General features: G+C 72.5%; 18 protein-coding genes and 1 tRNA gene. 1 reads left to right on the plus strand and 18 read right to left on the minus strand.

Annotation, left to right across the window (positions count from 1 at the left end):
* Position 1 precedes the first annotated feature (1 nt).
* Positions 2-511, plus strand: a complete 510-nt coding sequence (locus JOD46_RS12820) for a DUF3515 family protein (protein WP_204394924.1) — start codon at positions 2-4, stop codon at positions 509-511.
* A gap of 152 nt (positions 512-663) precedes the next feature.
* Here the strand turns inward: JOD46_RS12820 and JOD46_RS12825 are convergent, their stop codons facing one another.
* The 18 genes from JOD46_RS12825 to JOD46_RS12910 form a co-directional block, all read right to left on the minus strand.
* Positions 664-1,758 (minus strand): D-alanine--D-alanine ligase family protein, encoded by a 1,095-nt coding sequence (locus JOD46_RS12825; protein ID WP_204394925.1) that lies wholly within the window; start codon positions 1,756-1,758, stop codon positions 664-666.
* Positions 1,658-2,794 carry an NAD(P)H-dependent glycerol-3-phosphate dehydrogenase gene (locus JOD46_RS12830; protein ID WP_204394926.1) on the minus strand — a complete coding sequence of 379 codons (1,137 nt, stop codon included), beginning with the start codon at positions 2,792-2,794 and terminating at the stop codon, positions 1,658-1,660. The genes JOD46_RS12825 and JOD46_RS12830 overlap by 101 nt, the downstream gene beginning before the upstream one ends.
* Positions 2,787-3,563, minus strand: a complete 777-nt coding sequence (locus JOD46_RS12835) for a lysophospholipid acyltransferase family protein (RefSeq protein WP_307835029.1) — start codon at positions 3,561-3,563, stop codon at positions 2,787-2,789. The genes JOD46_RS12830 and JOD46_RS12835 overlap by 8 nt, the downstream gene beginning before the upstream one ends.
* A gap of 7 nt (positions 3,564-3,570) precedes the next feature.
* On the minus strand, positions 3,571-4,941 hold the full coding sequence (gene murA, locus JOD46_RS12840) for a UDP-N-acetylglucosamine 1-carboxyvinyltransferase (protein ID WP_204394927.1): 1,371 nt from the start codon (positions 4,939-4,941) through the stop codon (positions 3,571-3,573).
* Complete coding sequence (gene leuD, locus JOD46_RS12845; RefSeq protein WP_204394928.1) at positions 4,942-5,559, minus strand: 3-isopropylmalate dehydratase small subunit; 618 nt, start codon at positions 5,557-5,559, stop codon at positions 4,942-4,944. It lies immediately after the preceding gene.
* 1 nt (position 5,560) lies between these two features.
* Positions 5,561-7,063, minus strand: coding sequence for a 3-isopropylmalate dehydratase large subunit (gene leuC / locus JOD46_RS12850; RefSeq protein ID WP_204394929.1), 1,503 nt, complete (start codon positions 7,061-7,063; stop codon positions 5,561-5,563).
* Between the two features lie 178 nt (positions 7,064-7,241).
* Positions 7,242-7,988, minus strand: coding sequence for an FHA domain-containing protein (locus tag JOD46_RS18950; protein ID WP_204394930.1), 747 nt, complete (start codon positions 7,986-7,988; stop codon positions 7,242-7,244).
* 9 nt (positions 7,989-7,997) lie between these two features.
* Positions 7,998-10,301 carry a transglutaminase-like domain-containing protein gene (locus JOD46_RS12860; RefSeq protein WP_204394931.1) on the minus strand — a complete coding sequence of 768 codons (2,304 nt, stop codon included), beginning with the start codon at positions 10,299-10,301 and terminating at the stop codon, positions 7,998-8,000.
* Entirely contained in the window at positions 10,298-11,641 is a 1,344-nt protein-coding gene (locus tag JOD46_RS12865; RefSeq protein ID WP_204394932.1) for a DUF58 domain-containing protein, read from the minus strand. Before JOD46_RS12865 ends, JOD46_RS12860 begins: the two co-directional genes overlap by 4 nt.
* The gene (locus tag JOD46_RS12870; RefSeq protein ID WP_204394933.1) at positions 11,638-12,606 is read right to left on the minus strand and encodes an AAA family ATPase; all 969 of its coding nucleotides are present in this window, start codon (positions 12,604-12,606) and stop codon (positions 11,638-11,640) included. The genes JOD46_RS12865 and JOD46_RS12870 overlap by 4 nt, the downstream gene beginning before the upstream one ends.
* Before the next feature lie 49 nt (positions 12,607-12,655).
* Entirely contained in the window at positions 12,656-17,959 is a 5,304-nt protein-coding gene (locus tag JOD46_RS12875; RefSeq protein WP_204394934.1) for an Ig-like domain-containing protein, read from the minus strand.
* A gap of 164 nt (positions 17,960-18,123) precedes the next feature.
* The gene (locus JOD46_RS12880) at positions 18,124-18,837 is read right to left on the minus strand and encodes an FHA domain-containing protein (protein ID WP_204394935.1); all 714 of its coding nucleotides are present in this window, start codon (positions 18,835-18,837) and stop codon (positions 18,124-18,126) included.
* Positions 18,834-20,537: a serine/threonine-protein kinase gene (locus tag JOD46_RS12885; RefSeq protein ID WP_204394936.1), complete on the minus strand. Its 1,704-nt coding sequence runs from the start codon at positions 20,535-20,537 to the stop codon at positions 18,834-18,836. Before JOD46_RS12885 ends, JOD46_RS12880 begins: the two co-directional genes overlap by 4 nt.
* Positions 20,537-21,781: an FHA domain-containing protein gene (locus tag JOD46_RS18955; RefSeq protein WP_204394937.1), complete on the minus strand. Its 1,245-nt coding sequence runs from the start codon at positions 21,779-21,781 to the stop codon at positions 20,537-20,539. Before JOD46_RS18955 ends, JOD46_RS12885 begins: the two co-directional genes overlap by 1 nt.
* Positions 21,762-22,562: a PP2C family protein-serine/threonine phosphatase gene (locus JOD46_RS12895; RefSeq protein WP_307835030.1), complete on the minus strand. Its 801-nt coding sequence runs from the start codon at positions 22,560-22,562 to the stop codon at positions 21,762-21,764. Before JOD46_RS12895 ends, JOD46_RS18955 begins: the two co-directional genes overlap by 20 nt.
* 202 nt (positions 22,563-22,764) lie before the next feature.
* Positions 22,765-23,829, minus strand: coding sequence for a TerC family protein (locus JOD46_RS12900; protein WP_204394938.1), 1,065 nt, complete (start codon positions 23,827-23,829; stop codon positions 22,765-22,767).
* A 228-nt stretch (positions 23,830-24,057) separates the two neighbouring features.
* Positions 24,058-24,133: transfer RNA gene (locus JOD46_RS12905), tRNA-Glu, on the minus strand.
* 80 nt (positions 24,134-24,213) lie between these two features.
* Positions 24,214-25,116 carry a diacylglycerol/lipid kinase family protein gene (locus JOD46_RS12910; RefSeq protein WP_204394939.1) on the minus strand — a complete coding sequence of 301 codons (903 nt, stop codon included), beginning with the start codon at positions 25,114-25,116 and terminating at the stop codon, positions 24,214-24,216.
* Positions 25,117-25,145: the final 29 nt, after the last annotated feature.

The raw sequence follows: 25,145 nt of genomic DNA on the forward strand, positions 1-25,145 counted from the left end.
GATGTCCGCTCCCCGCTTCCCCCGCCCACCGCGCACCCTCCCGAGGCGTGCCGCCGCGGCATCCGTCGCCGTCGTCGTGCTGTCGGCGCTCACGGCGTGCAGCCAGCCCGTGCCGTTCGATCCCGCACCGGACGCCGCCGACCCCGACTGCGCGGCCGTCGTCGTGCGGCTGCCCGACGAGGTCGCGGGCCTGGCCGCGCGCGAGACCAACGCGCAGGGCACCGGGGCCTGGGGTTCGCCCGCGTCGGTGCTGCTGCGCTGCGGGGTCGAGCCGCCCGGGCCGACCACGCTGCGCTGCGTGAGCGTCGACGACGTGGACTGGATCATCGACGAGTCCGACGCGCCGCGCTACCGCTTCGTGACCTACGGGCGCACGCCCGCGGTCGAGGTCGTCGTCGACAACGACGTCGTGTCGGGCACGACCGCCGTCACCGACCTCTCGACCGCCGTCGCTGCGATCCCCGCGGAGGGCGGCTGCACCGACCTCGAGGAGCTGCCGGACGCCGGCTGACCGGAGCCTGCGCGTCCGCGGGGCCCGTCCGCCGCGCCGGCACTCCGCGTCCCGCACGAATCCCGGGTTCGTGCGGGCTCACCCGCACGAACCCGGGATTCATATCGGACTCCGCCGCGGCGGCGCGGGGCGGTCGGCTGCTGCGGGCTGGTCTACCTGGCGCCTCGCGCGACCCCGAGGTCGATCAGCTCGGCGATGAGCTCGGGATAGGTCAGGCCCGAGTTCAGCCAGCACGTCGGGAACATCGAGATCGGGGTGAAGCCCGGCAGCGTGTTCACCTCGTTCACGACGAACTCGTCGCCCGTGTAGAACACGTCGACGCGAGCGAGGCCCTCGCCGCCGATGGCCTCGAACGCGCGCTGGGCGATCCGGCGCAGCTCCATCGTCTCGCCGTCGCCGAGGTCGGCCGGGCACACGAGCTCGACGCCGGCGCCGTCGAGGTACTTGCCCTCGAAGTCGTAGAACTCGCGGCCGCTCAGCACGATCTCGCCCGCGACGCTCACGCGTGCGGGGCCTCCGTCGCGCGCCTCGAGCACGCCGCACTCGATCTCGCGGCCGGCCACGGCCGCCTCGACGAGCACCGTGCGGTCCTCGGCGAACGCGACCTCGAGCGCCGCGTCGAGCGCGCTCCAGTCGGCGACCTTGCTCACGCCCACCGACGAGCCGCCGCGCGCGGGCTTCACGAACGCGGGCAGTCCGAGCGAGCGCACGCGCCGCTCCCAGAGCTCGCGGTCGCCGTCCCACGCCGCGCGGGTGAGCGTCACCCATGGCGCGACCGGGATGCCGGCACCCTCGAGCACCGTCTTGGTGACGTGCTTGTCCATGCCGATCGCCGAGGCGAGCACGCCGTTGCCGACGTACGGCAGTCCGAGCAGCTCGAACAGGCCCTGCACCGTGCCGTCCTCGCCGAAGCGGCCGTGCAGGATCGGGAACACGACGTCGACGTCGCCGAGCGAGGACTCCGCGCCGTCGGCCTGCACGACCCGCAGCTCGCGGCTCGACGCCGACTCGGGCCAGCGCACGCGCGTGCCGTTGTCGACGACCTCGGGCAGGTGCCCGGGGTCGAGCACGAAGCGCGAGGGGTCGTCGGCCTCGAGCACGAACGCGCCCTCGCGCGTGATGCCGACCGGGATCAGCTCGAAGCGGTCACGGTCGATCGCCGAGAGCACCCCGCCCGCCGTGGCGCAGCTGATCGAATGCTCGCTGGAGCGCCCTCCGAAGAGCAGAACCACCCTGAGCTTGTCCATCCATCGTCCTTTCGCCCTGCGGCTCGTCGTCGGTCGTGAGGTGCGGCGCGATGTCCTTCGGTGCCAGCGTGCCGGCGAGCACCTGTCGCACCTGCTCGACGATGGGCATCTCGACGCCCTTCGCGCGCGCGAGCTCGAGGATCGGACCGACCGACGCGAGACCTTCGGTGGTCTGCTGCATCTGGTTGACGACCTCGGGCAGCTTGTAGCCCTGGCCGAGCAGGCGCCCGGCGGTGTTGTTGCGCGACAGCGGCGACTGGCACGTCGCGATGAGGTCGCCGAGCCCCGCGAGGCCCGAGAGCGTGTCGGGATGGGCGCCGTAGGCGACGGCGAAGTCGGTCATCTCGACGAGCCCGCGCGTGATGATCGACGCCTTCGTGTTCTCGCCGTAGCCCGCGCCGTCGACGATGCCGATCGCGACGGCGATGAGGTTCTTCAGCACGCCGCCGAACTCGGTGCCGATGACATCCGTGTTCACGAACGAGTGGAAGTACGGGTTGCGCGAGACGGATGCCACGGCCTGCGCGGTCTCGAGGCTCGTCGACGACACCACGGCCGCCGTCGGCTGCTCCTTGGCGATCTCGAGCGCGAGGTTCGGGCCGGAGATGACGGCGATCTTGGACTCCGCGATGGGCAGCACTTCGGCGATGACCTCGCTCATGCGGTGACCGGTGGATTTCTCCACGCCCTTCATGAGCGAGACCACCGTGGCCTGCGCGTGCAGGTGCGGCTCGGCCGCGATGAGGTTCTGCCGCAGGGTCTGGCTCGGCACGCACACGTAGACCTGCTCGGCGCCCGCGAGCGCGAGGTCGAGCCGGCTCGTGGCGCGAAGGCCGATGGGCAGGTTCACGCCGGGGAGGTAGTCGCTGTTGCGCTTGGCCTCCTGGATCTCACGGGCGAGCTCGGGACGACGCGCCCACAGCACGACGTCGGCGCCGCCGTCGGCGAGGATCTTCGCGAACGTCGTGCCCCAGCTGCCCGCGCCGAGCACCGCCACGCGCTTGCCGGGCGCGCGGCGTGCGGCCGGCCTAGCCATCGAGGCGCCCCGTCTCCTTCTGGCCGTGCTTGGCGGGGTCCCAGCGATCTGCCGGCGGCGTCTCGCCACGCAGTTCGCCCAGCAGCGCGGCGATCGCGTTCATCAGGTCGTTGGTGGCCGCGAGGAGGTTCGCCTGGTCGAGCGGCTTGTCGCGGTAGGCGGACAGGTCGAGCGGCTCGCCGATGATCACGTCGACGGTCTTCCGCGGGAACAGGCTGAGCTTCTTGCCGTACCGAGGCAGGATCGCCTGCGTGCCCCAGTGGGCGGCGGGGACCAGCGGGATGCCGCGCTCGAGCGCGATGCGCACGGCGCCGGTCTTCCCACGCATGGGCCACAGGTCGGGGTCGCGCGTGAGCGAGCCCTCCGGGTACACGATGACCATCCGGCCCTTCTCGACGAGCTGCTCGGCGGCCCGGATCGCGGTGTGGCTCTGGCTGCCCGCGCGCTCGACCGGGATCTGTCCCGACGTGCGCAGGAACCACCCCAGGACGGGGTTCTTGAAGAGCGACGCCTTGGCGAGGAAGCGGGGCGCGCGGCCCAGGTGCCATGCGGCGGCGCCCATCACGACCGGGTCGATCTCGCTGTAGTGGTTCGGCGACAGCACCAGGGCGCCGGTCTGCGGCATCCGCTCGCCGTGGTGGAAGCGGTACTTCACCCCGAGGCTCCACAGCGGGAGGATCAGGGCGGCCAGCACCCAGAAGAACGAGGGGCGGCGCTTCTCGGCGCCGGGCTTCACTGCGGGCACGGCGGCGGGGTCATGTTGGGGCACCGACCCATTATCCTTCGAGCGCGAAGTCCGCTCCGAGCAGCTCCAGCTTGGTGATGAAGTTCTCGTAGCCGCGCGCGATGATGCCGACGTTCGACACGGTGGAGCGCCCCTCGGCGGTGAGGGCCGCGATGAGGTGGCTGAAGCCGCCGCGGAGGTCGGGCACCTCGATGTCGGCGCCGCGCAGCTGCGACGGGCCGGAGATCACCGCGGAGTGCTTGAAGTTGCGCTGGCCGAACCGGCACGGGCGACCGCCGAGGCACTCCTTGTGCACCTCGATCGAGGCGCCCATCTCGACGAGCGCGTCGACGAAGCCGAAGCGCTGTTCGTACACCGTCTCGTGCACGATCGAGACGCCCTTGGCCTTGGTGAGCGCCACGACGAGCGGCTGCTGCCAGTCGGTCATGAACCCGGGGTGCACGTCGGTCTCGATGATGACGGGCTTGAGGTCGCCGCCGGGGTGGTAGAAGCGGATGCCGTCCTCGTGGATCTCGAACGCGCCGCCGACCTTGCGGAAGACGTTGAGGAAGGTCAGCATCTCGGCCTGGCGTGCGCCGCCGACGAAGATGTCGCCCTCGGTCGCGAGCGCGGCGGCCGCCCAGCTGGCGGCCTCGTTGCGGTCGAACAGCGCCCGGTGCGTGTAGCCCTGGAGCTTCTCGACGCCCTCGATGCGGATCACGCGGTCGGTCTCGACCGTGATGATGGCGCCCATCTTCTGGAGGATGTTGACGAGGTCCATGATCTCGGGCTCGATCGCCGCGCCCGAGAGCTCGGTGATGCCGTCGGCGAGCACGGCCGTGAGCAGCACCTGCTCGGTCGCGCCCACGCTCGGGTAGGGCAGGGACACCTTGGCGCCGTGCAGTCCGTTCGGCGCCGACATGCGGATGCCGCTCGGGAGCTTCTCGACGATCGCGCCGAAGTTGCGCAGCACCTCGAGGTGGTAGTCGATGGGGCGGTCGCCGATGCGGCAGCCGCCGAGGTCGGGGATGAACGCCTCGCCGAGGCGGTGCAGCAACGGCCCGCAGAACAGGATCGGGATGCGGCTGGAGCCCGCGTGCGCGTCGACCTCGGCCATGTGCGCGGTCTCGACCGCGGACGGGTCGAGCACGAGGTCGCCCTCGTTCGCGCCCTCGGTGACGGTCACGCCGTGCACCTCGAGCAGCCCGCGCACGATGCGCACGTCGCTGATGTTGGGGACGTCCTTCAGCACGCTCGGCGTGTCGCCGAGGATCGCCGCGACCATCGCCTTGGTGACGAGGTTCTTCGCGCCCTTCAACTCGATCCTGCCGCGGAGCGGCTTGCCGCCGTCGATCGTGATGCGGTCGACCTGGAGGCCGACGGCCGTGCCGTGCTGCTTCGCGTCATCCACGAGTGTGTTCACTCAGTTCCCTGTCTCTGCCGGCTCCCGGATGGGGAGGGTCGTCGGGCGCCACGCCTCTCGGTGCGACTCGAACTCGGCGATCGCCGGCTCGTCCCGGAGGGTGAGCCCGATGTCGTCGAGCCCTTCCAGGAGCCGCCACCGAGTGTAGTCGTCGATCTCGAACGGCACCGTGAGCGTGCCGATGCCCACCGTACGGTCAACGAGGTCGACGGTCGCCGCTATTCCCGGCTGGGCCTCGATCGCCTCCCACAGGCGCTCGACGTCCTCGTAGGCGACCTGCGCGGCGAGGAGTCCCTGCTTGCCCGCGTTGCCGCGGAAGATGTCGCCGAAGCGACTCGAGATCACGACGCGGAAGCCGAAGTCGCGCAACGCCCACACGGCGTGCTCGCGGCTCGAGCCGGTGCCGAAGTCGGGGCCGGCGATGAGGATCGACGCGCCCTGGAACGCGGGCTGGTTGAGCACGAACTCCGGATCCTGCCGCCACGCGTGGAAGAGGGCGTCGTCGAAGCCCGTCTTGGTCACGCGCTTGAGGAAGACCGCGGGGATGATCTGGTCGGTGTCGACGTTCGAACGGCGCAGCGGGGCGGCGACGCCGGTGACGGTGCTGAACTTCTCCATGTCAGTTGCCCTCCGCTCCAGTGGTCGAGTACGCCGGCGCGGCGGTGCCGTCACCCTCCTGCTCGAGGTCCCACGGACTCGACAGCGTGCCGCGCACCGCGGTCGCGGCCGCGACGAGCGGGGAGACCAGGTGCGTGCGGCCGCCCTTGCCCTGGCGGCCCTCGAAGTTGCGGTTCGACGTCGAGGCGCAGCGCTCTCCCGGCGCGAGCTGGTCGGGGTTCATGCCGAGGCACATCGAGCAGCCCGCGAAGCGCCACTCGGCGCCGAACTCCTCGAAGACCTTGTCGAGGCCCTCGGCCTCGGCCTCGAGGCGCACGCGCGCGGAGCCGGGCACGACCATGACGCGCACGCCGTCGGCCTTCTTCCGGCCCTTGACGATCGACGCGAAGGCGCGGAGGTCCTCGATGCGGCTGTTCGTGCACGAGCCCATGAACACGGCGTCGACCGGGATCTGCTTGAGCGGCGTGCCGGGCTCGAGGTCCATGTACTCGAGGGCGCGCTCGGCGGCGGCGCGCTCGTGCTGGTCCTCGATCGCGGCCGGGTCGGGCACGACGTCGCTGAGCGAGACGCCCTGGCCGGGATTGGTGCCCCACGTCACGAACGGCTCGAGCTCGTCGGCGTCGATAAAGACCTCGGCGTCGAACACGGCGCCCTCGTCGGTCGGCAGCGAGCGCCAGTACTCGACCGCGGCATCCCAGTCGGCGCCCTGCGGCGCGTGCGGGCGGCCCTGCAGGTAGGCGAACGTGGTCTCGTCGGGTGCGACCATGCCGGCGCGGGCGCCCGCCTCGATCGACATGTTGCAGATCGTCATGCGGCCGTCCATCGAGAGCGAGCGGATGGCGCTGCCGCGGTACTCGAGCACGTAGCCCTGCCCGCCGCCGGTGCCGATCTTGGCGATCACGGCGAGGATGATGTCCTTCGCGGTGACCCCCGGACGCAGCGTGCCCTCGACCGTGATGGCCATGGTCTTGAACGGTTTCAGCGGCAGCGTCTGCGTCGCCATGACGTGCTCGACCTCGCTCGTGCCGATGCCGAACGCCATGGCGCCGAACGCGCCGTGCGTCGACGTGTGGCTGTCGCCGCAGACGACGGTGATGCCGGGCTGGGTCAGGCCGAGCTGCGGGCCGACGACGTGGACGATGCCCTGTTCCTTGTCGCCGAGCGAGTGCAGGCGGATGCCGAACTCCTTCGCGTTGCGGCGGAGGGTCTCGATCTGCGTGCGGCTCGTCGGGTCGGCGATGGGCTTGTCGATGTCGAGGGTGGGGGTGTTGTGGTCCTCTGTGGCGATCGTCAGGTCGGGACGACGCACGGGCCGACCCGCCATCCGGAGGCCGTCGAACGCCTGCGGGCTCGTGACCTCGTGCACGAGGTGCAGGTCGATGTAGATGAGGTCGGGCGTGCCGTCCTCGCCCTTCTTCACCAGATGCGCATCCCAGACCTTCTCGGCCAGGGTGCGCGGGTGCTCGGGGATGTTCGGGCTCTGCTCAGTCGCTTCCGCGGTCATTGGTGATGCGTTCTTCCTCGTGACGGGTGTGGCAGCCGACGACGAACTCCGCGACGGGGAAGGCCGTCAGAACGAGGCCCCGTCGCGGCGGAGAAGGAGGAGCCGGCCGCTGAGCACGTGGCAAGGCTACCATCCCCTCGCGGGGTGCCCGTTCCGGCGCCGTCACGGACCCGCGCGGTCAGGATCCGGTGCCCGGCACCAGGTCGACGAGGAAGGCCACGTCGCCGAGGAGGAGGACGGCGTCGAGCGGGACCGGCGTCGGTGCGCCCGGGCGCAACTCGATCGCGTCGCCGCCCTCGGGCCAGATGCGCACGCCGTTGGTCGAGCGCAGGTCGGTGACGAGCAGGCGGTCGCCCTCGACCTCGAGCAGCGCGTGGGTCTTCGACATCGACCGGGCCGGGTCGGGCACGGCGACGGGCGTGCCACCGCCGTGCACCGCACTGGGGAGGGGATCGCGTCCGACGACCGCGCGCGAGCGCACCGTGAACTCGACGCCGTCGGCGGTCCGCAACCGCCACGCACGGGCGGAGTCGGCGGACGGCGGAACCGGGCCGGACGGGTCCGGACCGGCGATCCGCGCCGGCGCGAACGCGGGTGGCCGCGCGCCGGCGCCGGAGACCGGCGCGACCGGGGCGACCGGAGGGAACGAGGGAGCGGGTGCGGCCGCGCTGCGCTCGGCCGGAGGCGGCTCGTCCGGGGGCGCCGCCGGCGGCGCGGGCGGCCCGGGCGGCAACGGCAGCGCCGACGGCACGGCCGATGGGGGCGGCGCGATCCGATCGACCGCGGGCGGCACCGAGCCGACCGGGCGGAAGGCGGGCAGCCGCCGGCTCGCCCGCACCGTGCCGTCGGGCGTCTCGCCCGCCTCGGGCTCGGGCTCGTCGGGGACGAGCCCCGGCGGGGGCACGATGAAGTCGGGCTCGCTCACGCCCCCACCTTAACCGTCGCGTCGCCGCCGCCGCAGCCGGTACCGCGACACGAGGCGCCGCAGTCGGCCGCCGGCCGCCGACACCGCCGCGGCCGCGGCATCCGCCTCGGACCACCGGCGCTCGATCGAGGTCGGGGCGACGTCGCCGCCGCCGAACACATCGCGATCGACCGTCGCCGCGAGCGTCACGAGCCGCACGCCGTCCTCACCGGTGCGCACGCCCGCGAGCCCCTGCTCGTCGAGCTGACGCTCGAGGGTGCGCGCGGTCTGCAGGCGTGAGGCGCGCTCGGGCGGCTCGAAGCCGAGCTCGGCGAAGCGGTCGACCAGCTCCTCCCAGGCTCCGGCCGCCTGCCGGTCGCCGGCACCGCGGCGACGGATGGCGCGACGCCGTCGCTTCGCGAGCGCGACGACGAGCATCGGCAGCAGCAGGATCGCGGCCGGGATGCCCACGCCGGCGATGATCGCCCACGCCCACGCCGGCAGCTGGAACGGGCGATCGCGGTCCTGGTCGTCGGTGTCGTCGATCTCGACGGTGGTGAGCAGCTCGTCCTCCGCCTGCTCGGCGCGCGGCGGCTGCCGCACCTGCGGCTGCGGCTCCGACTTCGGCTTCGGGGTCTGCTCCTGTGGCACGTCGACGTTGTCGGGCGTGGGCCGGAAGGCGACCCATCCGACGCCCTCGAACGGCACCTCGACCCACGCCGTGACATCGGAGCCGAGCACCTCGACCTCGTCGGCGCCCTCGGCGACCTCGGGGGCATAGCCCATGACGACGCGGGACGGATAGCCGAGGTGCCGGGCCATCAGCGCCATGGCCGCGGCGTACTGCTCGGCGTCTCCGACCATCTGCGTGCGCGTGAACAGCTCGATGAGCCGGTCGGCGCCGTGCCCGGCGCGTGAGGGCACCGCGTCGCTCGCGAGGCCGTGACTGAGGAACCCGTTCGTCTTCAGCGCCCGCTCGATCGCGCGCAGCTGCTCGATCGGGCTGGCGGCCTCGCCCGCGTACTCGTCGGCCTTCGCCGCGACCACGTCGGGCAGGTTCTCGACGATCGGCAGCGGCAGCTGGGCCACAGGCACGTCGGCGAGCGCCTGGTCGTCGGGCTCGCGCTGGGTCCGCGACTCGAGGCGGTACCGCGTGCCCTCGGCCGCGCCGCTCGTGAGCACCGCGGTGCCGGCGGCCGCGTTGTAGCGCACGTCGCCGGCGCGCTCCGCGGAGCCCGCGTCGAGCAGCTCGAGGCGCGAGCCGTAGCCGACGGTCGGCAGCCACACGTCGTCGTAGGCGAGCATGTCGACCTCGATCGAACGCGCGCTGCCGAGGTCGGCGAGCTCGGGTTCGGGCAGGGTCGTGCCGACGATCGCGTAGCCGCCGTCCTCGGCGGCCTGCTCCGGACCGGCGACGTTCCACAGTCGCCCGGTGTACGAGTCCATCGCGGCGAGCCGCACGGTGTCGCCCGGCTCGAGCCCCGATACCGTGAACAACGGCTCCTCGGCGAGGTCCTTCGTGTACTGCCGGAACCCCGCGAGCGGGCTCGGGAACTCGAGCGGATCGAACGGCGGCACGACCTCGTCGCGGAGCACGAACCGGTCGGGCGCGATGGGGGCGACCGCGAGGCCCGCGACGGCGCCGATCGCGACCGCGCCGGCCACGACGGTCGCCGAGCCCGTGAGCCTGCGGCGTCGCAGGCGCGCCGCGCCGTCCCCCGCCGTCTCGACCTGCGCGCCGCGGCGCCACGCGATCCAGGACAGGGCGATCGCGGCGAAGGCCACGCCGCGCACGGCCGCGAGGAATGCCTCGTCGGTGCCGAGCAGGATGCCCGAGAGGAAGAGCAGCACTGGGCCGATGAGCAGCACGGCCGCGCGCAGCGGTGTACGCCGCACGGCCAGCCAACGCAGCACGAGCCGTCCGCCCACGAGCGAGACGACGCTCGCCGCCGCGTACGGCACGGCGCCCACGTACGCCGGCGCCTCGACCGGTGCCGAGATCGTCAGGATGTCGGCCCAGCCGTGCACGGCGCCGATGGCGAGCCCGGCGAGCGACGTGAGGCTCGGCAGGACCCCGAAGAGCGCCGCCTCGGGCATGACGAACGGCGTACCGACGACGAAGTACAGCGCGATGCCGAGCAGGACCGTGACGAGCACGCCCAGCCGCCACAGCGTGCCGAGCACGGCGGCGAGCGTGCCGACGGCGAGCCCCGCGATCGCGGCGAGCAGGAAGTCGAACCCGCCGAAGCTCGTCTCGTAGCCCGCGATCGCGAGCAGCGACAGCAGTGAGAGCACGCCGAGGTCGGCCACGGCGGCACGGGGGATCCGCGTCACGGGCGCACCCTCCTCACGAGTCTGGGCAGCTCGTCGAGCGAGCCGACCGTGACGACGGTCGACTCCCCCACCCGGGTGATGCGCGACGCCGCTCCGAGCTCGGCCCGGAACACGATGACCTGCGTGTCGGAACCGAACACCGTCTCGACGGCGCGGAACTCGGCCAGCGGCGCACGCGAGCCGCCGACGACGATGAGCACGCTCGGCACGGGCACCCGCTTGGCCGCCTCGCGCACGAGGTCGCGCACCGGCGCGGCGCCCTGCGCGAGCGACTCGATGCGGCTCGTGTCGTCGAGCAGCGCGGTGGGCGTCGCGGTGTTCAGCCGCAGCCGGTCGGTCGCGGTGGCGAGCCGCGTGGCGTCGCGGATGACCTGCACGCCGATCGACGCGAGCACCGACACCGCGAGCTCGAACTCGTCGTCGGACGCGTAGTGCGCCGCGCTCGTGGCCTGCACGAGCAGCAGCTGCGAGCGGCGCGTCTCCTCGTACTGCCGCACCATCAACTGCCCGGTGCGCGCCGACGTGCGCCAGTGCACGTTGCGCAGCGCGTCGCCCGGCTCGTACGCGCGGAGCGCGTGGAAGGAGATGTCGTTGTTCGTGATGGTCTTCGTGACCTCGCCCTCGAGGTCGCGCACGAGGCCCGCCGCCGAGGGACGCAGCCGCGCCGTCACGGGGTGCACGAACAGCTCCACGGGCTCGGTCCAGCGCACCTCGCGGCGCAGCAGCCCGAGCTGGTCGCCGCGCACGGATGCCGCAGGCCCGGCGACGATCACGGCGCGCCGCTGCGTCGGCACCGCGAAGAGCTCCTCGTGCTCGCCGCCCGCGGGGATCGACGGGATCACGAACTCGGCGAGCCCCCGGCCGACCGGGAGCTCCAGCTGCGACGGCACGGATGCCGCGTCGGCGACGTTGTGCACGACGAGCCGGCCGAGCGCCCGCTCGCCCGCCACGACGCGGCGCGGCTGCAGCTCGATCTCGACGCGGTACCGCATACGCCCGAACACGAACGGGACGGCGACGAGCAGCGCGGCGAGCAGGGTCGCCCCGACGAAGGCGAGCTCGATCCAGCCGAGGCCCCACGCCAGCGCGAGCGCCACGGCCGAGCCGGCGAGCACGAGCCATCCGACCGGCGAGATCACTCCCGTCACCGGCGCGGTGAACGCGGCCACGGCCGCACCCGCCCGGCGCAGGCGTGCGCCACCCGAGCCGGCGGATGCCGCGATCGAGCGTCGCACGGAGCGCAGCGCGAGGCGCGCCTGCGACGGCGCCGCCGCGGGCGACGGGGTGGGCGGTCGGCTCGCCGGGGCGGGCGCGCCGGGCGCCTCGGTCTCGAGCGTCATGCCGCCCGGTACGCCGGCGGCGCGATCTCGACGAGGACCTTGCCGACGATCTCCTCGGCGGTCACCCCCGCGAACTCCGACTCGGGGTCGACGATGATGCGGTGCGCGAGCACCGGCACCGCGAGCTCGCGCACGTCGTCGGGCGTGACGTAGGTGCGGCCGCGCGAGATCGCCCAGGTCTTCGCGGCGCGCGCGAGGGCGAGCGCGCCGCGCATGCTGACCCCGAGCGCCGAGTCGCGGTGGTCGCGCGTCGCGGAGACGATCTGGTTGAGGTACGAGAGCACCGCGGCATCCACGTGCACCTCGGCGGCGAGCCGCGCCATGGTCGTCACCGAGCTCGAGGCGATGATCGGCGAGACCTTCGAGGCGCGCGCCCGGTTCGCCGAGTCGAGCAGCAGCGTGACGGCCGTGTCGTGGTCGGGGTAGCCGAGCGAGGTCTTCACGAGGAACCGGTCGAGCTGCGCCTCGGGCAGCGAGTAGGTGCCGGCCTGCTCGACCGGGTTCTGCGTCGCGATGACCATGAACGGGCTGCCGACCTCGTAGCTCACGCCGTCGACCGTGACGCGGCCCTCCTCCATGACCTCGAGCAGCGCCGACTGGGTCTTCGGGCTCGCGCGGTTGATCTCGTCGGCGAGCACGATCGAGGCGAAGATCGGCCCGCGGTGGAACTCGAACTGGCCCTTGCCCTGGTCGTAGATCGTCACGCCCGTGACATCCGAGGGCAGCAGGTCGGGGGTGAACTGGATTCGCGAGTGCGTGCCGTCGAGCGTGTTCGCCAGGGCCTTCGCGAGCACCGTCTTGCCCGTGCCGGGGAAGTCCTCGAGCAGCACGTGCCCCTCGGAGAGCATCGCGGTCACGACGAGCTCGATGATCTCGCGCTTGCCGAGGATCGCGCGGTCGACGTTGTCGACGAGCTTCGAGAAGGCGTCCTGGAACCAGAGGGCCTGGTCTTGCGTCACGGTCATGCTCGGGTCTTCTTCCTTCTGTATCTGGTCGTCTCGAGGCGGGGTCGGCTCACCAGTTGTTGCTCCGGATGCCGTCGATGACCACCCACGCGTCGGGGTTGCCGCACCACGAGTCGGGGAACTTCCCGGAGTAGCTGCCGGTGCCGTTGCGCACGTCGATGCGGATGTTCGTCGAGAGTCGCGTGCCGCTGCAGTAGGCGTAGCCCGAGGCGACGCCGTCGGGGAAGCCGCTCACGGTGACGTCGTAGTGCCAGCAGGTGCCGTTGCAGTAGCCGTACGGCCCGTTGTAGTAGCCGAGCGTGTCGCCCTTCTTGAGGGTGACCACCTTCGGCGGGTTGCTGACGCCGACCGAGTCGGAGGCGAAGTCGCCCGTGCCGCCGCCGTTCTTGTTCACGGCGCGGACGTCGACCCGGTGCGTCCCCGCGCCGACGCTGCCGAACGACGTCGACGTGCCGCTCACGGCCTTCCACCCGCCGCTGTCGATGCGCGCCTCGTAGGTCACGCCGCCGCCGCCCGTGTCGGACGGCGCGTTCCACGTCACGTCGATGCGCGTCGGCGCGTATCCCGCCGCGGTGGCCTTCACGTCGCGCGGCGCGCTCGGCACGCCGTAGGGAGTGCGCGAGGCCGACGGGCTCGACCACTCGCCCCAGCCGATGGCGTTCTGCGCGCGGACCTGGAAGTCGTAGGCGGTGCCGTTCGTCAGCGGCGCGAACCGCTGGTTCGTGCCGGCGCCGTCGGCCGCGAACGAGGCGGTCTGCCCGTTGTACTCGACCTGGTACCCGGTGATCGGCGAGTTGTTGTTCGCGGGCGCGGCCCATCGGATGGTGATGGCGCTGTCGCCGGACGAGACGATCTCGGGAGCTGCGGGCTTGTCGGGCTCGTCGCGTACGACGACGGTGATGCGTCCCTGCGTCTCGCGGGCCGGGTCTTTCGTGCCGTCCTGGATGCGGTAGACCACGCTGAGCGTGCCCGTGAACGCGGCACCCGTCCGAACCGTGACGTCGGACTCGGTGTGGCTCGCCGTGGCCTCGGCGCCGACGCTCTGCTGGTCGATCTGCGCGTCGACCACGCGGAGCGGGGCGTCGGGCGCGAACGGGTTGAAGTCGTTCGCGAGCACGTCGAAGGTCTGGACGTCGCCGCGCTGCATCTCGTACGGCCCGTCGTCGTTGGCCTGCGGCAGCGCGCGCGTCGACGAGACGACCTTCACGTCGACGTACCCGGGAACGGTGAACTCGTTGAAGACGACGTCGAACGCGATGCGCACCTGCGTGCCCGGCTGCACGCCCAGCGGTGCGGACACCCGCAGCACCGAGCCCTCCACGATCTCGGCGCGCACGTCGGCCGTGGCGCCGCTGAGGTTGCGGTACTCGACGCGCTGGATGTTGTCGGGGTTCGGCTGGTCGGTCGAGGAGCGCAGGTCGACCTCGAGCGGTGCCTCGCCCGCCTCGATCGTCTCGCTCCGCGGCGTGAACGTCGGCGGCACGTCGTTGAAGTTCGGATCGCCCACGGTGATGGGGATCGTCAGGATCGCGGTGCGGCCGACGGGATCGTCGGCGCTCTTCCCGTCGGTGACCTCGAACGTGACGGATGCCGCGCCGCGGTAGTCGGTCGCGGGCACGAACTGGAGTGCCGTGCCGCTGACGAACGGCGCCTCCCCGGAGTTCGTGGCGGTTGCCGAGAGGATGAGGGCGGGGTTGCCGGACGGCACCACGACGAGGTCGTCGACGTTCCAGCTGATCCGGCCGTTCATGGGCACGATGACCTCGCCGAGGTCCTTCAGGTACGGCGCCGGGAACTTCGCCTTCTCCTCGGCGAGCAGCTCCTCGGGCGTCTTCGGACGCTGGGTCTCCTCGACCGTGTCGTCGCCGGATGGCACGGCGGGCACGATCACGAACGCCATCGCCGAGAGGTCGTCGAGTTCGTTGGTGAGCCGGTAGGCGACGGCATAGCGCTCGCGCCCCGGCGTGACCGTGATGGTGCCGTCGGAGGCGACCTCGGCCCGGCCGGCGTTCGGCCCCTCGACGGTGACCGCGAGATCCTCCACGAGCCCGCCGGGGTTCGTCGCGTCGGCGAGCGGATCGACCGTGACGGGCGCGCCGTCGACGACCTGCTCGGGCTCGATCACCTGGTCCTCGGCGGTCGGCGGGTCGATGACCGCATCCTCGGTCACCGCGACCTGCAGGAAGGCGGTGTCGGCGCCGCCGTGGCCGTTCGAGATCTCGTATCGGATCGTGTACGCGGCTTCCTGCTGGGGCGCCGTGACGACCACGCGCCGGCGATCGCGGATCTCGGCGTCGATGCCGTCGTCGACCTCGGGGAGGTCGGCGACGTGCAGTCGGTACCCGCTCGGGTCGGAGTCGTTCAGCAGCACCTCGACCGACGCCGTGCGACCCGGCTTCATCTCGATCGCGTCGTCGACGGCCTTCGGCGGCAGCTGCACCTCGGGCCGCGGGATGACGCCGATGCGGATGGCGCCCTCGGCCGTCGCGCCGAACGTGTCGCGCACCTCGTACGTGAGCTCGTCGGTCCCGGCCGAGCCGGCGAACGCCTCGTAGGTCAGCGACGTGCTCGTCCGCTCGATCACCCGGCCGAGTTCGGGCGCGACGGCGATGCCCGTGAGCGTGACGGAGTCGCCGTCGGGGTCGAGCTGGTCGAGCGGCACGTCGATCGTCACCGCGGAGCCCGCGAAGGTGCGCGAGGTGAGCGGGGTGGGCAGGGGCGCGCGGTTCTCCCCGGCGTCCTTCGCGACGACGGTGAAGCGGACGGCGGCGCGCGCCGTCTGCTCGAACTCGTCGCCGATCGTGTACACGGCGCTGTAGACGCCGGCCTTCTCGGGCGCCTGGAACCGCACGGCGTCGCCGTCGACGAACGCGAGGCCGTCGGGCGCGTCGACCTCGACGAGCTCGGGCTGCACGTGGAGCGTCGCGGCATCCGGGTGGTAGTCGTTCTCGAGCACCGGCACGGTCACGATGTCGCCCGCGCGCACGATCGCCCCGTCGTCGACCGCGACCGGAGGCTGGTGCTTGACGAGCGGCGGGACCGGCACGACGGTCACGGTCGCCGTGGAGGAGTTCACGCCGTCGGAGACGGTGTAGGCGACCTGCAGCTGCGTGTCGACGGCCTGCGACGCCGTGATGCGCAGCACCGTGTTGGTGAGGATCTCGACCGAGACGAGCCCCTCGGCGGCCGAATCGTCGATGGACTGCACCGCGAGCACCCGGCCCGAGGGCGAGACGTCGTTGGCGAGCACGGGCACGGTGAGCGGCTCGCCCGCGCGCAGGTACGCGGTGTCCTTGACCGCGATCGGCGGCGGCACCGCGGCGGGCGGCTCGACGACCTGCACGCGGATGAGTCCCTTGCTCACCGCGGCACCGGCGCCGAGGCCGTAGAGGAACACGTACTCCCCCGGCTCGTTGGCCGAGAACGACAGGGTGCCCCGCTCGACGTTGGGCGTGACGGCCGCGCCGTCGGGCACCTCCTCGACGCCGAGCAGCTCCAGGCCGGCGCCCGAGGGCGAGAGGTCGTTGGCGAGCGGCTCGATGAGCTCGGTCTCGCCCGCGAACACGCGCGCGTAGTCGGGCGTGCCGACCGGATTCAGCGACCCGGTCGGCTTCACCTCGACGGTGAGGGTGCCCGCGGCGGTCGTGGCGCCGTCCGAGACCGTGAAGCGCACCTCCTTCGTGCCGAGCTCGGCCGAGCGGTGCTCGAAGGTCACGTACCCGTCGGGGCTGGAGCGCACCACGTCACCGCCCGCCGGGGACGCGTCGACGAGGTAGAGGTCGTCGCCGTCGGGGTCGTTCCAGTCGGCGAGCACGTTGTACGAGATCTGCTGGCCCTGCTCGACGCTGATCGCGCCGCTGCGGATCGACGTGGGCGCGGTGTTCTCGCTCTCCGGCACGATCCGCACGTTCACCGACGCCTCGGCGACCCCGCCGCGGCCGTCGTCGACGCCGTAGCGGAAGGAGACGCTGCCCGCGGCCCCGTCGGCGGGCGAGAACTGCAGGGCGCGGCCGCCGTCGATGAGCTCCAGCCGGCCGGCCGATGCCGAGACCTCGGAGGTCGACGCGATCGTGAGCACGTCGCCGTCGGGGTCGGTGTCGTTCTCGAGTACCTCGAGCACGGTGGTGCGCCCCGGCCGGACGCCGTACTCGTCGTCGCGGGCCACGGGAGGCCGGTTCACGTCGGTGCGCTCGGCCAGGGTGTCCTCGAACGTCTGCTGCGCCGACTTCTCCTCGCCCTCGAGGTCCTCGCTCTCCTCGGGCGGCGTGACCTCCTCCCAGTTGTCCACGAGTCGGAGGTCGGAGTCGACGAGCCACGAGTTGCCGTTGGTGAGGTCGTTGAGCACGATGACGTCGCGGTTGACCCGGAACTCCAGTCGCGAGCCGGCCGTCGGCTGGTCGATGGCGGTCGATTCGGGGTCGCGCCCGTCGCATGCGGCGACGTACCGGCCGCCGGCCGCCCACGCCCCGTGGATGCACGAGCCCAGCCGCACCGGCGCCGCGACCTCGTCGGCCTTCGTCGCGGCGACCTCCGCCCCGTTCGGGATGGTGCGGATGCCGCCGCCGCCGAGCGGCACGTCGAGCAGGCCGGTCGCGGTGGCCAGCACGACGGCATCGCGCTCGGGGCCGGACTGCTGGAGCCTCAACGCCGGTTCGGGCAGGGGGATCTCGCGGTCGTCGACGAGCACCGCGTCGCCTTCGACGTCGAGCACGACGGGTCGCTCACCGACGGCGGCGAGCTGGTGGCGGCCGAGCTTGCGCAGCTCGCGTCGATCCGGCTCGGTCGCGTCGCGACGCAGCGAGAGCAGCTCGCGGTCGCCGGGCGCCGTCGCGAAGACGGTGCCCTCGGCGCTCACGGCGACCTCGGCGCCGTCGCCGAGGTCGGCGACCGGGTCGGTCCCGCGGAAGTCGAACGCGAGCTCGGCCCCCGCGGGCACGCGCCACAGCTCGCCTTCGGGAGAGAGCACCGCGAGCACGTCACCGCCGTACGCGACGGAGGAGGCGGGCGGGACGTCGATGCGCTGCACGAGCGTGGTGAAGGACGGGTCGATCCGCTCGATCGAGCCGACCCCCGGGTCGTAGAGGAACGCGTCCTCGCCGTCCTGGAAGACGTCGATCTCGTTCGTGGCCGTGGCGACGGCCGCGTCGAGCTCCTCGATCTGGCGGTTGAGCCGTCCCGCGAGCAGGTCCTCGGCGTTGGTGACCCACACCTCGCGCGCGCGCAGGTCGGGGTCGGTCACAGGGAAGCCCTGGTGCAGCACGGCGATGCCGACGGGCACGCCGGCGAGCACCGCGATGGCGGTCGCCGACGCCACGTTGCGGCGCGAGCGCAGCCAAGACCTCAACGTGACCAAGCTCGTCTCCCCCGGGTGCCGTCCGTCGGTAGGGCGTCGGATGGCGCCGCCGAGACCGGCGGGCCGGGCATCACGCTAACACGGGGTCCGAGGCCCCCGAAATGGGGAGTCCTGCCCATCCGAACGCATGAAACGGATGCGCCCCTCCGGGGATGTCCGGGCGATCACGAGGCGCCGTCGGCCGCCTCGTCGCGCGCGCCGTCGAGCAGCACGAGATCCTCCGCGCTCACCAGTCGCGTCGCGACCGCGTACTCGACGAGGCGGGCGCGGCGGTTCACCGCGAGCCGGCCCCGGCCACCCCGCAGGCCGTCGACCCCGATCTTGTCGAGCTTCTCGCACACGTTGTCGAGCTTGCGGTTGAAGGTCGTCATGCTCCAGCCCAGCCGCGCGGCCGCCTCGGCCGAGCTCGGCACCGTCGCGCGCCCGGCGGACGGCTGCGAGAGCACGTGCTCGGCGAGCGCGACCACCAGCAGGCGCTGGCTCGTGGTGAGCGTGACCGGCAGGATCGTCGTGCCGCCGTCGGCCGGCGAGGCCGTGAGGGAGGTGTTGTAGAAGTCCTCCTCGGCGTGCACGGTGAAGTCGTACGTGGTCGCGCCCGCGCTGAACATCACGTGCACGGACTTGAACACCAGCGGCAGCTTCGCGCCCGGCGCCACCCACGACTGCACGCTGCCCGTGGCATCCGACACCGTCGCCGACAGCAGCTGCCCGACGTTCGAGAGCCACCACAGCCCGAACTCGCTGGAGAGCGTGAGGAAGGTCCGGTGCAGGTACGGGTTGTCGTCGATCGTGAGGTCGGACTCGCGGCCGATGGTGAACGTGCGGCCGGCCTCGACCGTGTACCACTCGCCGCAGTACTCCACGCGCAGGGGCCTCATCCGCTGCACCCCCGCACCGGCTCGGAGGTCTTGCTGCCGCGCTGCACCTGCACCTCGATGCAGACCGTCGCACCGTCGGCGACGCCCTGCACCACGATCTCGGACCCGGTCGCGACGGCGGTCGTGCCGACGCCGTCGACCCGCCGCCAGCGGTAGCGGTCGCCGTCCTCGGTGGGCTCGTGCGATACCGGGAACACCACGTCGCCGCCGCTCGTGCGCTCGCCGTCGCCGACCTCGGGGGCGGGCACGCGTGCCGCGATGATCGCATCCTCGGCGGAGGGCTCCGGGGTGCTCGGATCCTCGCCGCCGGCGCTCCCCGCGCCGCCGAGCGCGATGGCCGCGGCGACGGCGCCGACCACGACGATGGACGCCGCCGCGACGATCGCGCCGGTCACGGCGCGACGGCGACGCGCGGGCCGATCTGCGGGTTCCGCTTCGCTCGACGGCCCGCTCGGGCGGGCCGCGCCGGAGACGGCCGGGCGGACGACGGTCCCGTCCTCGACGGCATCGCCGAGATCGCCCGCCATGGACGACGCGGATGACGCGGCCGCGCCGGGCTGCGCGCGCACCTCGCGGACGCTCCGCGCCCGGGTCGCATCCTCGTCGGGCGCAGCGGCGCGCAGGGGCGCGGACATGGGCGCCGGGCCGGGCGGCGGCTCGGCGTGCACCACCCGGACGGCTCGGGCTCGAGTCGCCGCGTCATCGTCCGGGGCGCCGGGCTCCGCCGCGGCATCCGGACCCGACTCGACCGCGCCGGGGTCGGCGGTCGGCAGGCTCGGCACCTCGATGCCCGTGACCGAGTACCCGAGCTCGAGCTCGATGCGCTGGAGCGCACGGCCGAACTCGACCGCGCTCTGGTAGCGATCCTCGCGACGCACCGCCATGCCGGTCGCGAGGACCGCCTCGAGGCTCGCGGGCACGTCGTCGCGCCCGATCGGCGTGACGCGACCGCGCTCGATGCGGCCGATGAGGTCGAGCGGGCCGTTCGAGCGCCCGGGGATCTCGAAGGGCGTGCGGCCCGCCAGGAGCGTGTGCACCGTGGCGGCGAGCGCGAACACGTCACTGCGCGTGTCGGGCCGGGGATCGTCCTCGAACAGCTCGGGCGGGGACCACGGCACGCTCATGCCGACGGCCGCGCGGTCGGAGCCGGTGCGCGAACCCGTCGCGCCCGGATCGGCGGTGAACGACATCGTGTGCACCGGCAGCTCGCCCTCGAGATCGGACGAGATGCCGAAGTCGCTGAGCGCCGGCCAGCCGTAGTCGTTCGTGAGCACGTTCGCCGGCTTGATGTCGCGGTGCAGGATGCCGGCCGCATGCGCCGTGGCGACCGCACCCGACAGGCGGATGCCCGTACGCAGCGCATCCTCGACGCTCAGCGGCTGCCGCTTGTACCGTTCGGAGAGGCTCGGCCCGGAACAGTACTCCATGACGAAGTACGGCCGGCCGTCGGCCGAGACATCCGCGTGGAAGATCGTCACGATGAACGGATGGGCCGAGAGGCGCGCCATCAGGTTCGCCTCGGCGACGAACTGCGCGCGCGTGCCCGCGTCGATGTCGTCGGCGAGCAGCACCTTCACCGCGACCTTGCGCCGCGGCAGGCGCTGCTCGTAGAGGAACACGTCGGCGAACCCGCCGGAACCGAGCAGGCCGAGGTGCGTGTAGCCGGGCAGCTCGGGAGGCGAGGAGGGCGGACGGCGCATCAGCGCGTCACCACCTGGATCGTCCAGCCGCCGCCGAGGTCGATCACCGTCTCGGGCAGCACGGGCGTGGGCTCGGCGGGACGCAGGCGCACGGGCGGCAGGCCCGGCGCGACGACGTGCGTGCCGTTGCGCGACTCGAGGTCGGTCACCACGGCGGTCCCGCCCTCGACGACGACGCGCAGGTGGGTGCGCGAGATGTCGGGGTCGCCCGCGCCGATCACGACCGTGCGCGGGACGCGAGCCCCGACGACGCGGCCGATCGCGGGCGCGCGCCCGAGGACGAGCTCGCCGACGATCGGCTCGATCGAGCCGTCGGGCAGGCGCAGCGCGAGCGACGGCGTCGCGGCGCCCGGCGCCGCGGCACCCGGCCGCACCCCGGCGCGCTCCGTCTCGCGCTGCTCGCGCAGCCGGCGGATGTCGGCGCTCGCGACCGTGAGGCCGTCGTGGTCGCCGAGTGCGCTGCGCGGCGGCTCGGCCGACGGCACCGCGGGCGGCGCGGCCGAAGCATCCGCGGCGATGCCCGGCGGTGGGACGATGACGGTCGTGTCGACGGAAGGGTCGTCCCGGACGTCGGCGGCGGACGGAACCCGCTCGGCGCGCGGGGGGATCTGCGGCCGCTCGGTCCGCGAGAAGCCCACGACCGTGTCCTCCGGCACCATCGTGCGCTCGTCGGGGCGCTCGTGGGAGCGCTCGTCCACGGTCGCCGACGACGGCACCGGCACCGGGGCCGCGACGACCTGCGCACTCGACCCGTCGTCTCGGCGATGGAGATCGACAGGCCTCGTCGCCTCGTCGCCCGCCCACTCGACCTCGGAGGCGAGGACCGCGCCGCCGATCAGCGGGAGCCGCACGGGATTCGCGGGTCGTGGCGCGCCGTCGTCACCGCGAATCGGTGCCGCCGCCGAGACGCGCACCGCGGGCGCCCCGCCGACGACGCGTTCCTGCCAGGTCGAGACCTGCTCGCCTGACACCTCGACGTCGCCGAGCCGCACGGTCAGCGCCCCGCGCACCACGGCGCGCGCGGTGCCCGACGCGCGTTCGCGCACGACGAGCGCGAAGCTCGGCACCGACGCCACGCCGCCGGCCGCCAGCCGGTCGATGACCTGCGTCGCGGCATCCGCGGCGCCGAGCCGCGGCCAGAGCGACGCGAGGTCGTCGGCGCGATCGGCCGGGAGCATCAGCAGCGCGTCCTCGCGCAGCGCGATCACCCAGCGGCCGCCATCGTCAGGACGGTACTCCGCCACCCTCGTCCCCCGTCTCCCTCGGCGTGGTCTGCTCGAGCCCCTCGGGGAGCGCCGCATCGCGATCGCGCGTCGCCCCGTCGTCGTCGGCGTCGCCGCCGAGGTCGGATTCGACGACCACCGCCGTCACGTTGTCGCGCGCCCCCGCCGCGAGTGCCGCATCGACGAGTTCGCCCGCGAGCCCGGCCGCGTGCATCGAGTGCCCGGTGAGGATCTGGGCGAGCTGCTCGTCGTCGAGCTCCTTCGACAGCCCGTCGGAGCAGATCAGGAACACCTGGCGACCGCCCGCCGGGATGAGCCACACGTCGGGCTCGACGACGTCGTCGGCGCCGATCGCGCGCGTGATGACATTGCGGTCGGGATGGCGCTCGGCGTCATCGCTGCTGATCACGCCCGCGTCCACGAGTTCCTGCACGGCGGAGTGGTCGACCGTGACCTGCTGCAGGCGCCGGCCATCCCATGCGTACACGCGCGAGTCGCCGACGTTGAAGACCATCCAGTGCACGCCGCGACCCTCGCCGGCGTCGACGAGCACGACCCCCGCCACGGTCGTGCCGGCCACCGCGGTGCCCTCGTCGCCGTCGTCGGACAGCGAGCGGACCACCTCGTTGGAACTGTGGATCGCGTCGAGCACCTGCTCGGGCGTCGACGGGCGGCCGTGGTCGAGGTGGCGCGTGAAGGTGTCGACGACGGCGCGGCTCGCGGCATCCCCTCGGGCGTGCCCGCCCATCCCGTCGGCGACGACGTACACGGGCGCGTGAGCGAGCAGTGCATCCTCGTTCACCGTCCGGACGTTGCCGACATGCGTACGGGCGCTGTGGGCGATGCGGGCCGAGCCGCTCGGAATGGGGACGACACCGCTGCCATCAGACGTCACGGGATTCGGGTCCTCTCTGAACGGGTCGGGTCGTCGCCGAGGCGCAGTCGCTCAACGCTAGCAAGCGCTGGGCGACTGCGCGTGCGCAGGGCGGCCGCCTGTGGACAGGTCAGCGCTGCGGCGAGGCCTCGTCCTCCGCGCGCTCGGCTCGGTCGCCCTCGTCGGTGAAGTGCGGGATCTCCTCCGCGAGCGTGTGGCCACGCCGGCGCGCATCGAGGTTCGCCTTGACGAGGCTCGCGACCGTGGCCACGGCCATCGCGCCGATGATGACGGCGAGGGAGGTCCACGTGGAGATGTCGGGCGCCCACTCGATGTGCTCGCCGCCGTTGATGAACGGCAGCTCGTTCTCGTGCATCGCGTGCAGGACGAGCTTCACGCCGATGAAGGCGAGGATGAACGCGATGCCGTACTTGAGGTACTCCAGGCGCTCGAGCAGGCCGCCGAGCAGGAAGTACAGCTGGCGCAGGCCCATGAGCGCGAACACGTTCGCCGTGAACACGATGAACGGGCTCTGCGTGATGCCGAAGATCGCGGGGATCGAGTCGAGCGCGAAGATCAGGTCGGTCGTGCCGATCGCGACGAACACGATGAGCATGGGCGTGAAGAAGCGCTTGCCGTTGATGACCGTGCGCAGCTTGACGCCGTCGTAGTCGTTGGTGATGGGCAGGCGGCGGCGCAGCACGCGGATGAGGGCCGAGTCCTTGCCCTCGTCCTCGTGGTCGCCGAACGCCTGGTTGAACGCGGTCCACAGCAGGAACGCGCCGAAGATGTAGAAGATCCAGCTGAAGTTCGCGATGAGCTGCGCGCCCAGCAGGATGAAGATGCCGCGGAGGATCAGCGCGAGGATGATGCCGACCATGAGCACCTCCTGCTGGTACTTCCGGGGTACCGCGAACCTGGCCATGATGATCACGAACACGAACAGGTTGTCGATCGACAGGCTGTACTCGGTGAGCCATCCGGCCAGGAACTGGGCCCCGTGCTCGGCGTCGCCGATCACGAACATGAGCCCCGCGAAGATCAGCGCGAGCACGATGTAGAACACGACCCACAGCGTCGACTCCCGGAACGAGGGCACGTGCGGCCGCTTGATCACGAGCAGGAGGTCGGCGACGAGGATCAGCGTCAGCACGATGAGCGAGCCGACTTCGAACCAGATGGGCAGTTCGGTCACGAGACGCCTTTCGGAGGTGAAGGGTTGGTGGGGACCGAAAGTCTCTCCCGGCTGCACCCCTGGTGCGCCGCCACGCCCGGAGCGGCATCGACGGCGCTCGTATTGACGATCGTGGCCCGGAACGTGCGCTCCGGCGGGATACTCCCCTTCGCTCGGACGAGTCTAGCGAGTCGCCCCGCCGAACGACGAACGCCCCCGGCACATGGTGCCGAGGGCGTTCATCGGTGTTGGTGACCCCAGCGGGATTTGAACCCGCGCTACCGCCGTGAGAGGGCGGCGTCCTAGGCCGCTAAACGATGGGGCCTCGTCGCAACGTGTTCGAGTATGGCATACGCGCCGAGCGCATTCCAAATCGAGGCGCCTCGGGCGTGCGGCCCGGGCGCGTCACGCGAACACGGACAGCGCGCCCGGCACCACCTCGACCTCGACGGGCAGCGCGCCGAGGCGCTCGCCGTCGGCGTACGCGACGATGCCATCGGCCTCGAGGCGCACGCGTCGCGCCTGCGCGAACTCGACGGCCGGATGCCCGACGTGCTCGCCCGCGAACACGCTCGGGAACACCGCGAGCAGTCCCATCCGGGAGAGCGGATGCACGATGAACACGTCGAGGATGCCGTCGGACAGGTCGGCGTGCGGAACGATCCGCATGCCGCCCCCGAGCGACGGCGTGTTGGCGATCGAGACGAGCATCGCCGCCTGCTCGCGCCGCACGCCGTCGATCGTGATCGCGTAGCGCCGCGGTCGGAAGGTGGCGAGCTCGCGGACCAGCGCGAACGTGTACCGGCTCGGGCCGCGCGGTCGCACCATCCGGTTCGCGCGCTCGTTGACCACCGCGTCGAACCCGGCCGAGAGCACGCACGCGAACCACGTCCGGAGCTCGCCGTGGTGCGCGAGGCCGAGGTCGACGACCTGCGGCGGCCGGCGGAGCGCGTCGACGAGCGCCTCGATCGCGGCCTCGGGGTTGTCGTGCGGCAGCCCGAGCGCGCGCGCGAAGTCGTTGCCCGTGCCGGCGGCCACCACCCCGAGGGGAACGCCCGTGCGCGCGAGGATGTTGGCGCCCATCGAGATCATGCCGTCGCCGCCCACGACCACGAGCCCGTCGGTGCCCTGCTCGAACGCCGACTGGGTCTCGCGCCGCAGCAGCTCGAAGTTCGCCTCGCGGATCAGCGCGACCTCGTAGCCCTCGTCGGCGAGCCGCTCGGCCACCGCGGGCCCGACCCAGCGCGTGCGGCCGAACGAGGCGTACGGGTTCACCGCGAGCAGGAGTCGGCGGGGGCCACGCGTCATGGTGCGATTGTGGCAGGCAACCCGGTTGC

The sequence above is a fragment of the Agromyces aurantiacus genome, from assembly GCF_016907355.1.
GTDB lineage: Bacteria > Actinomycetota > Actinomycetes > Actinomycetales > Microbacteriaceae > Agromyces > Agromyces aurantiacus.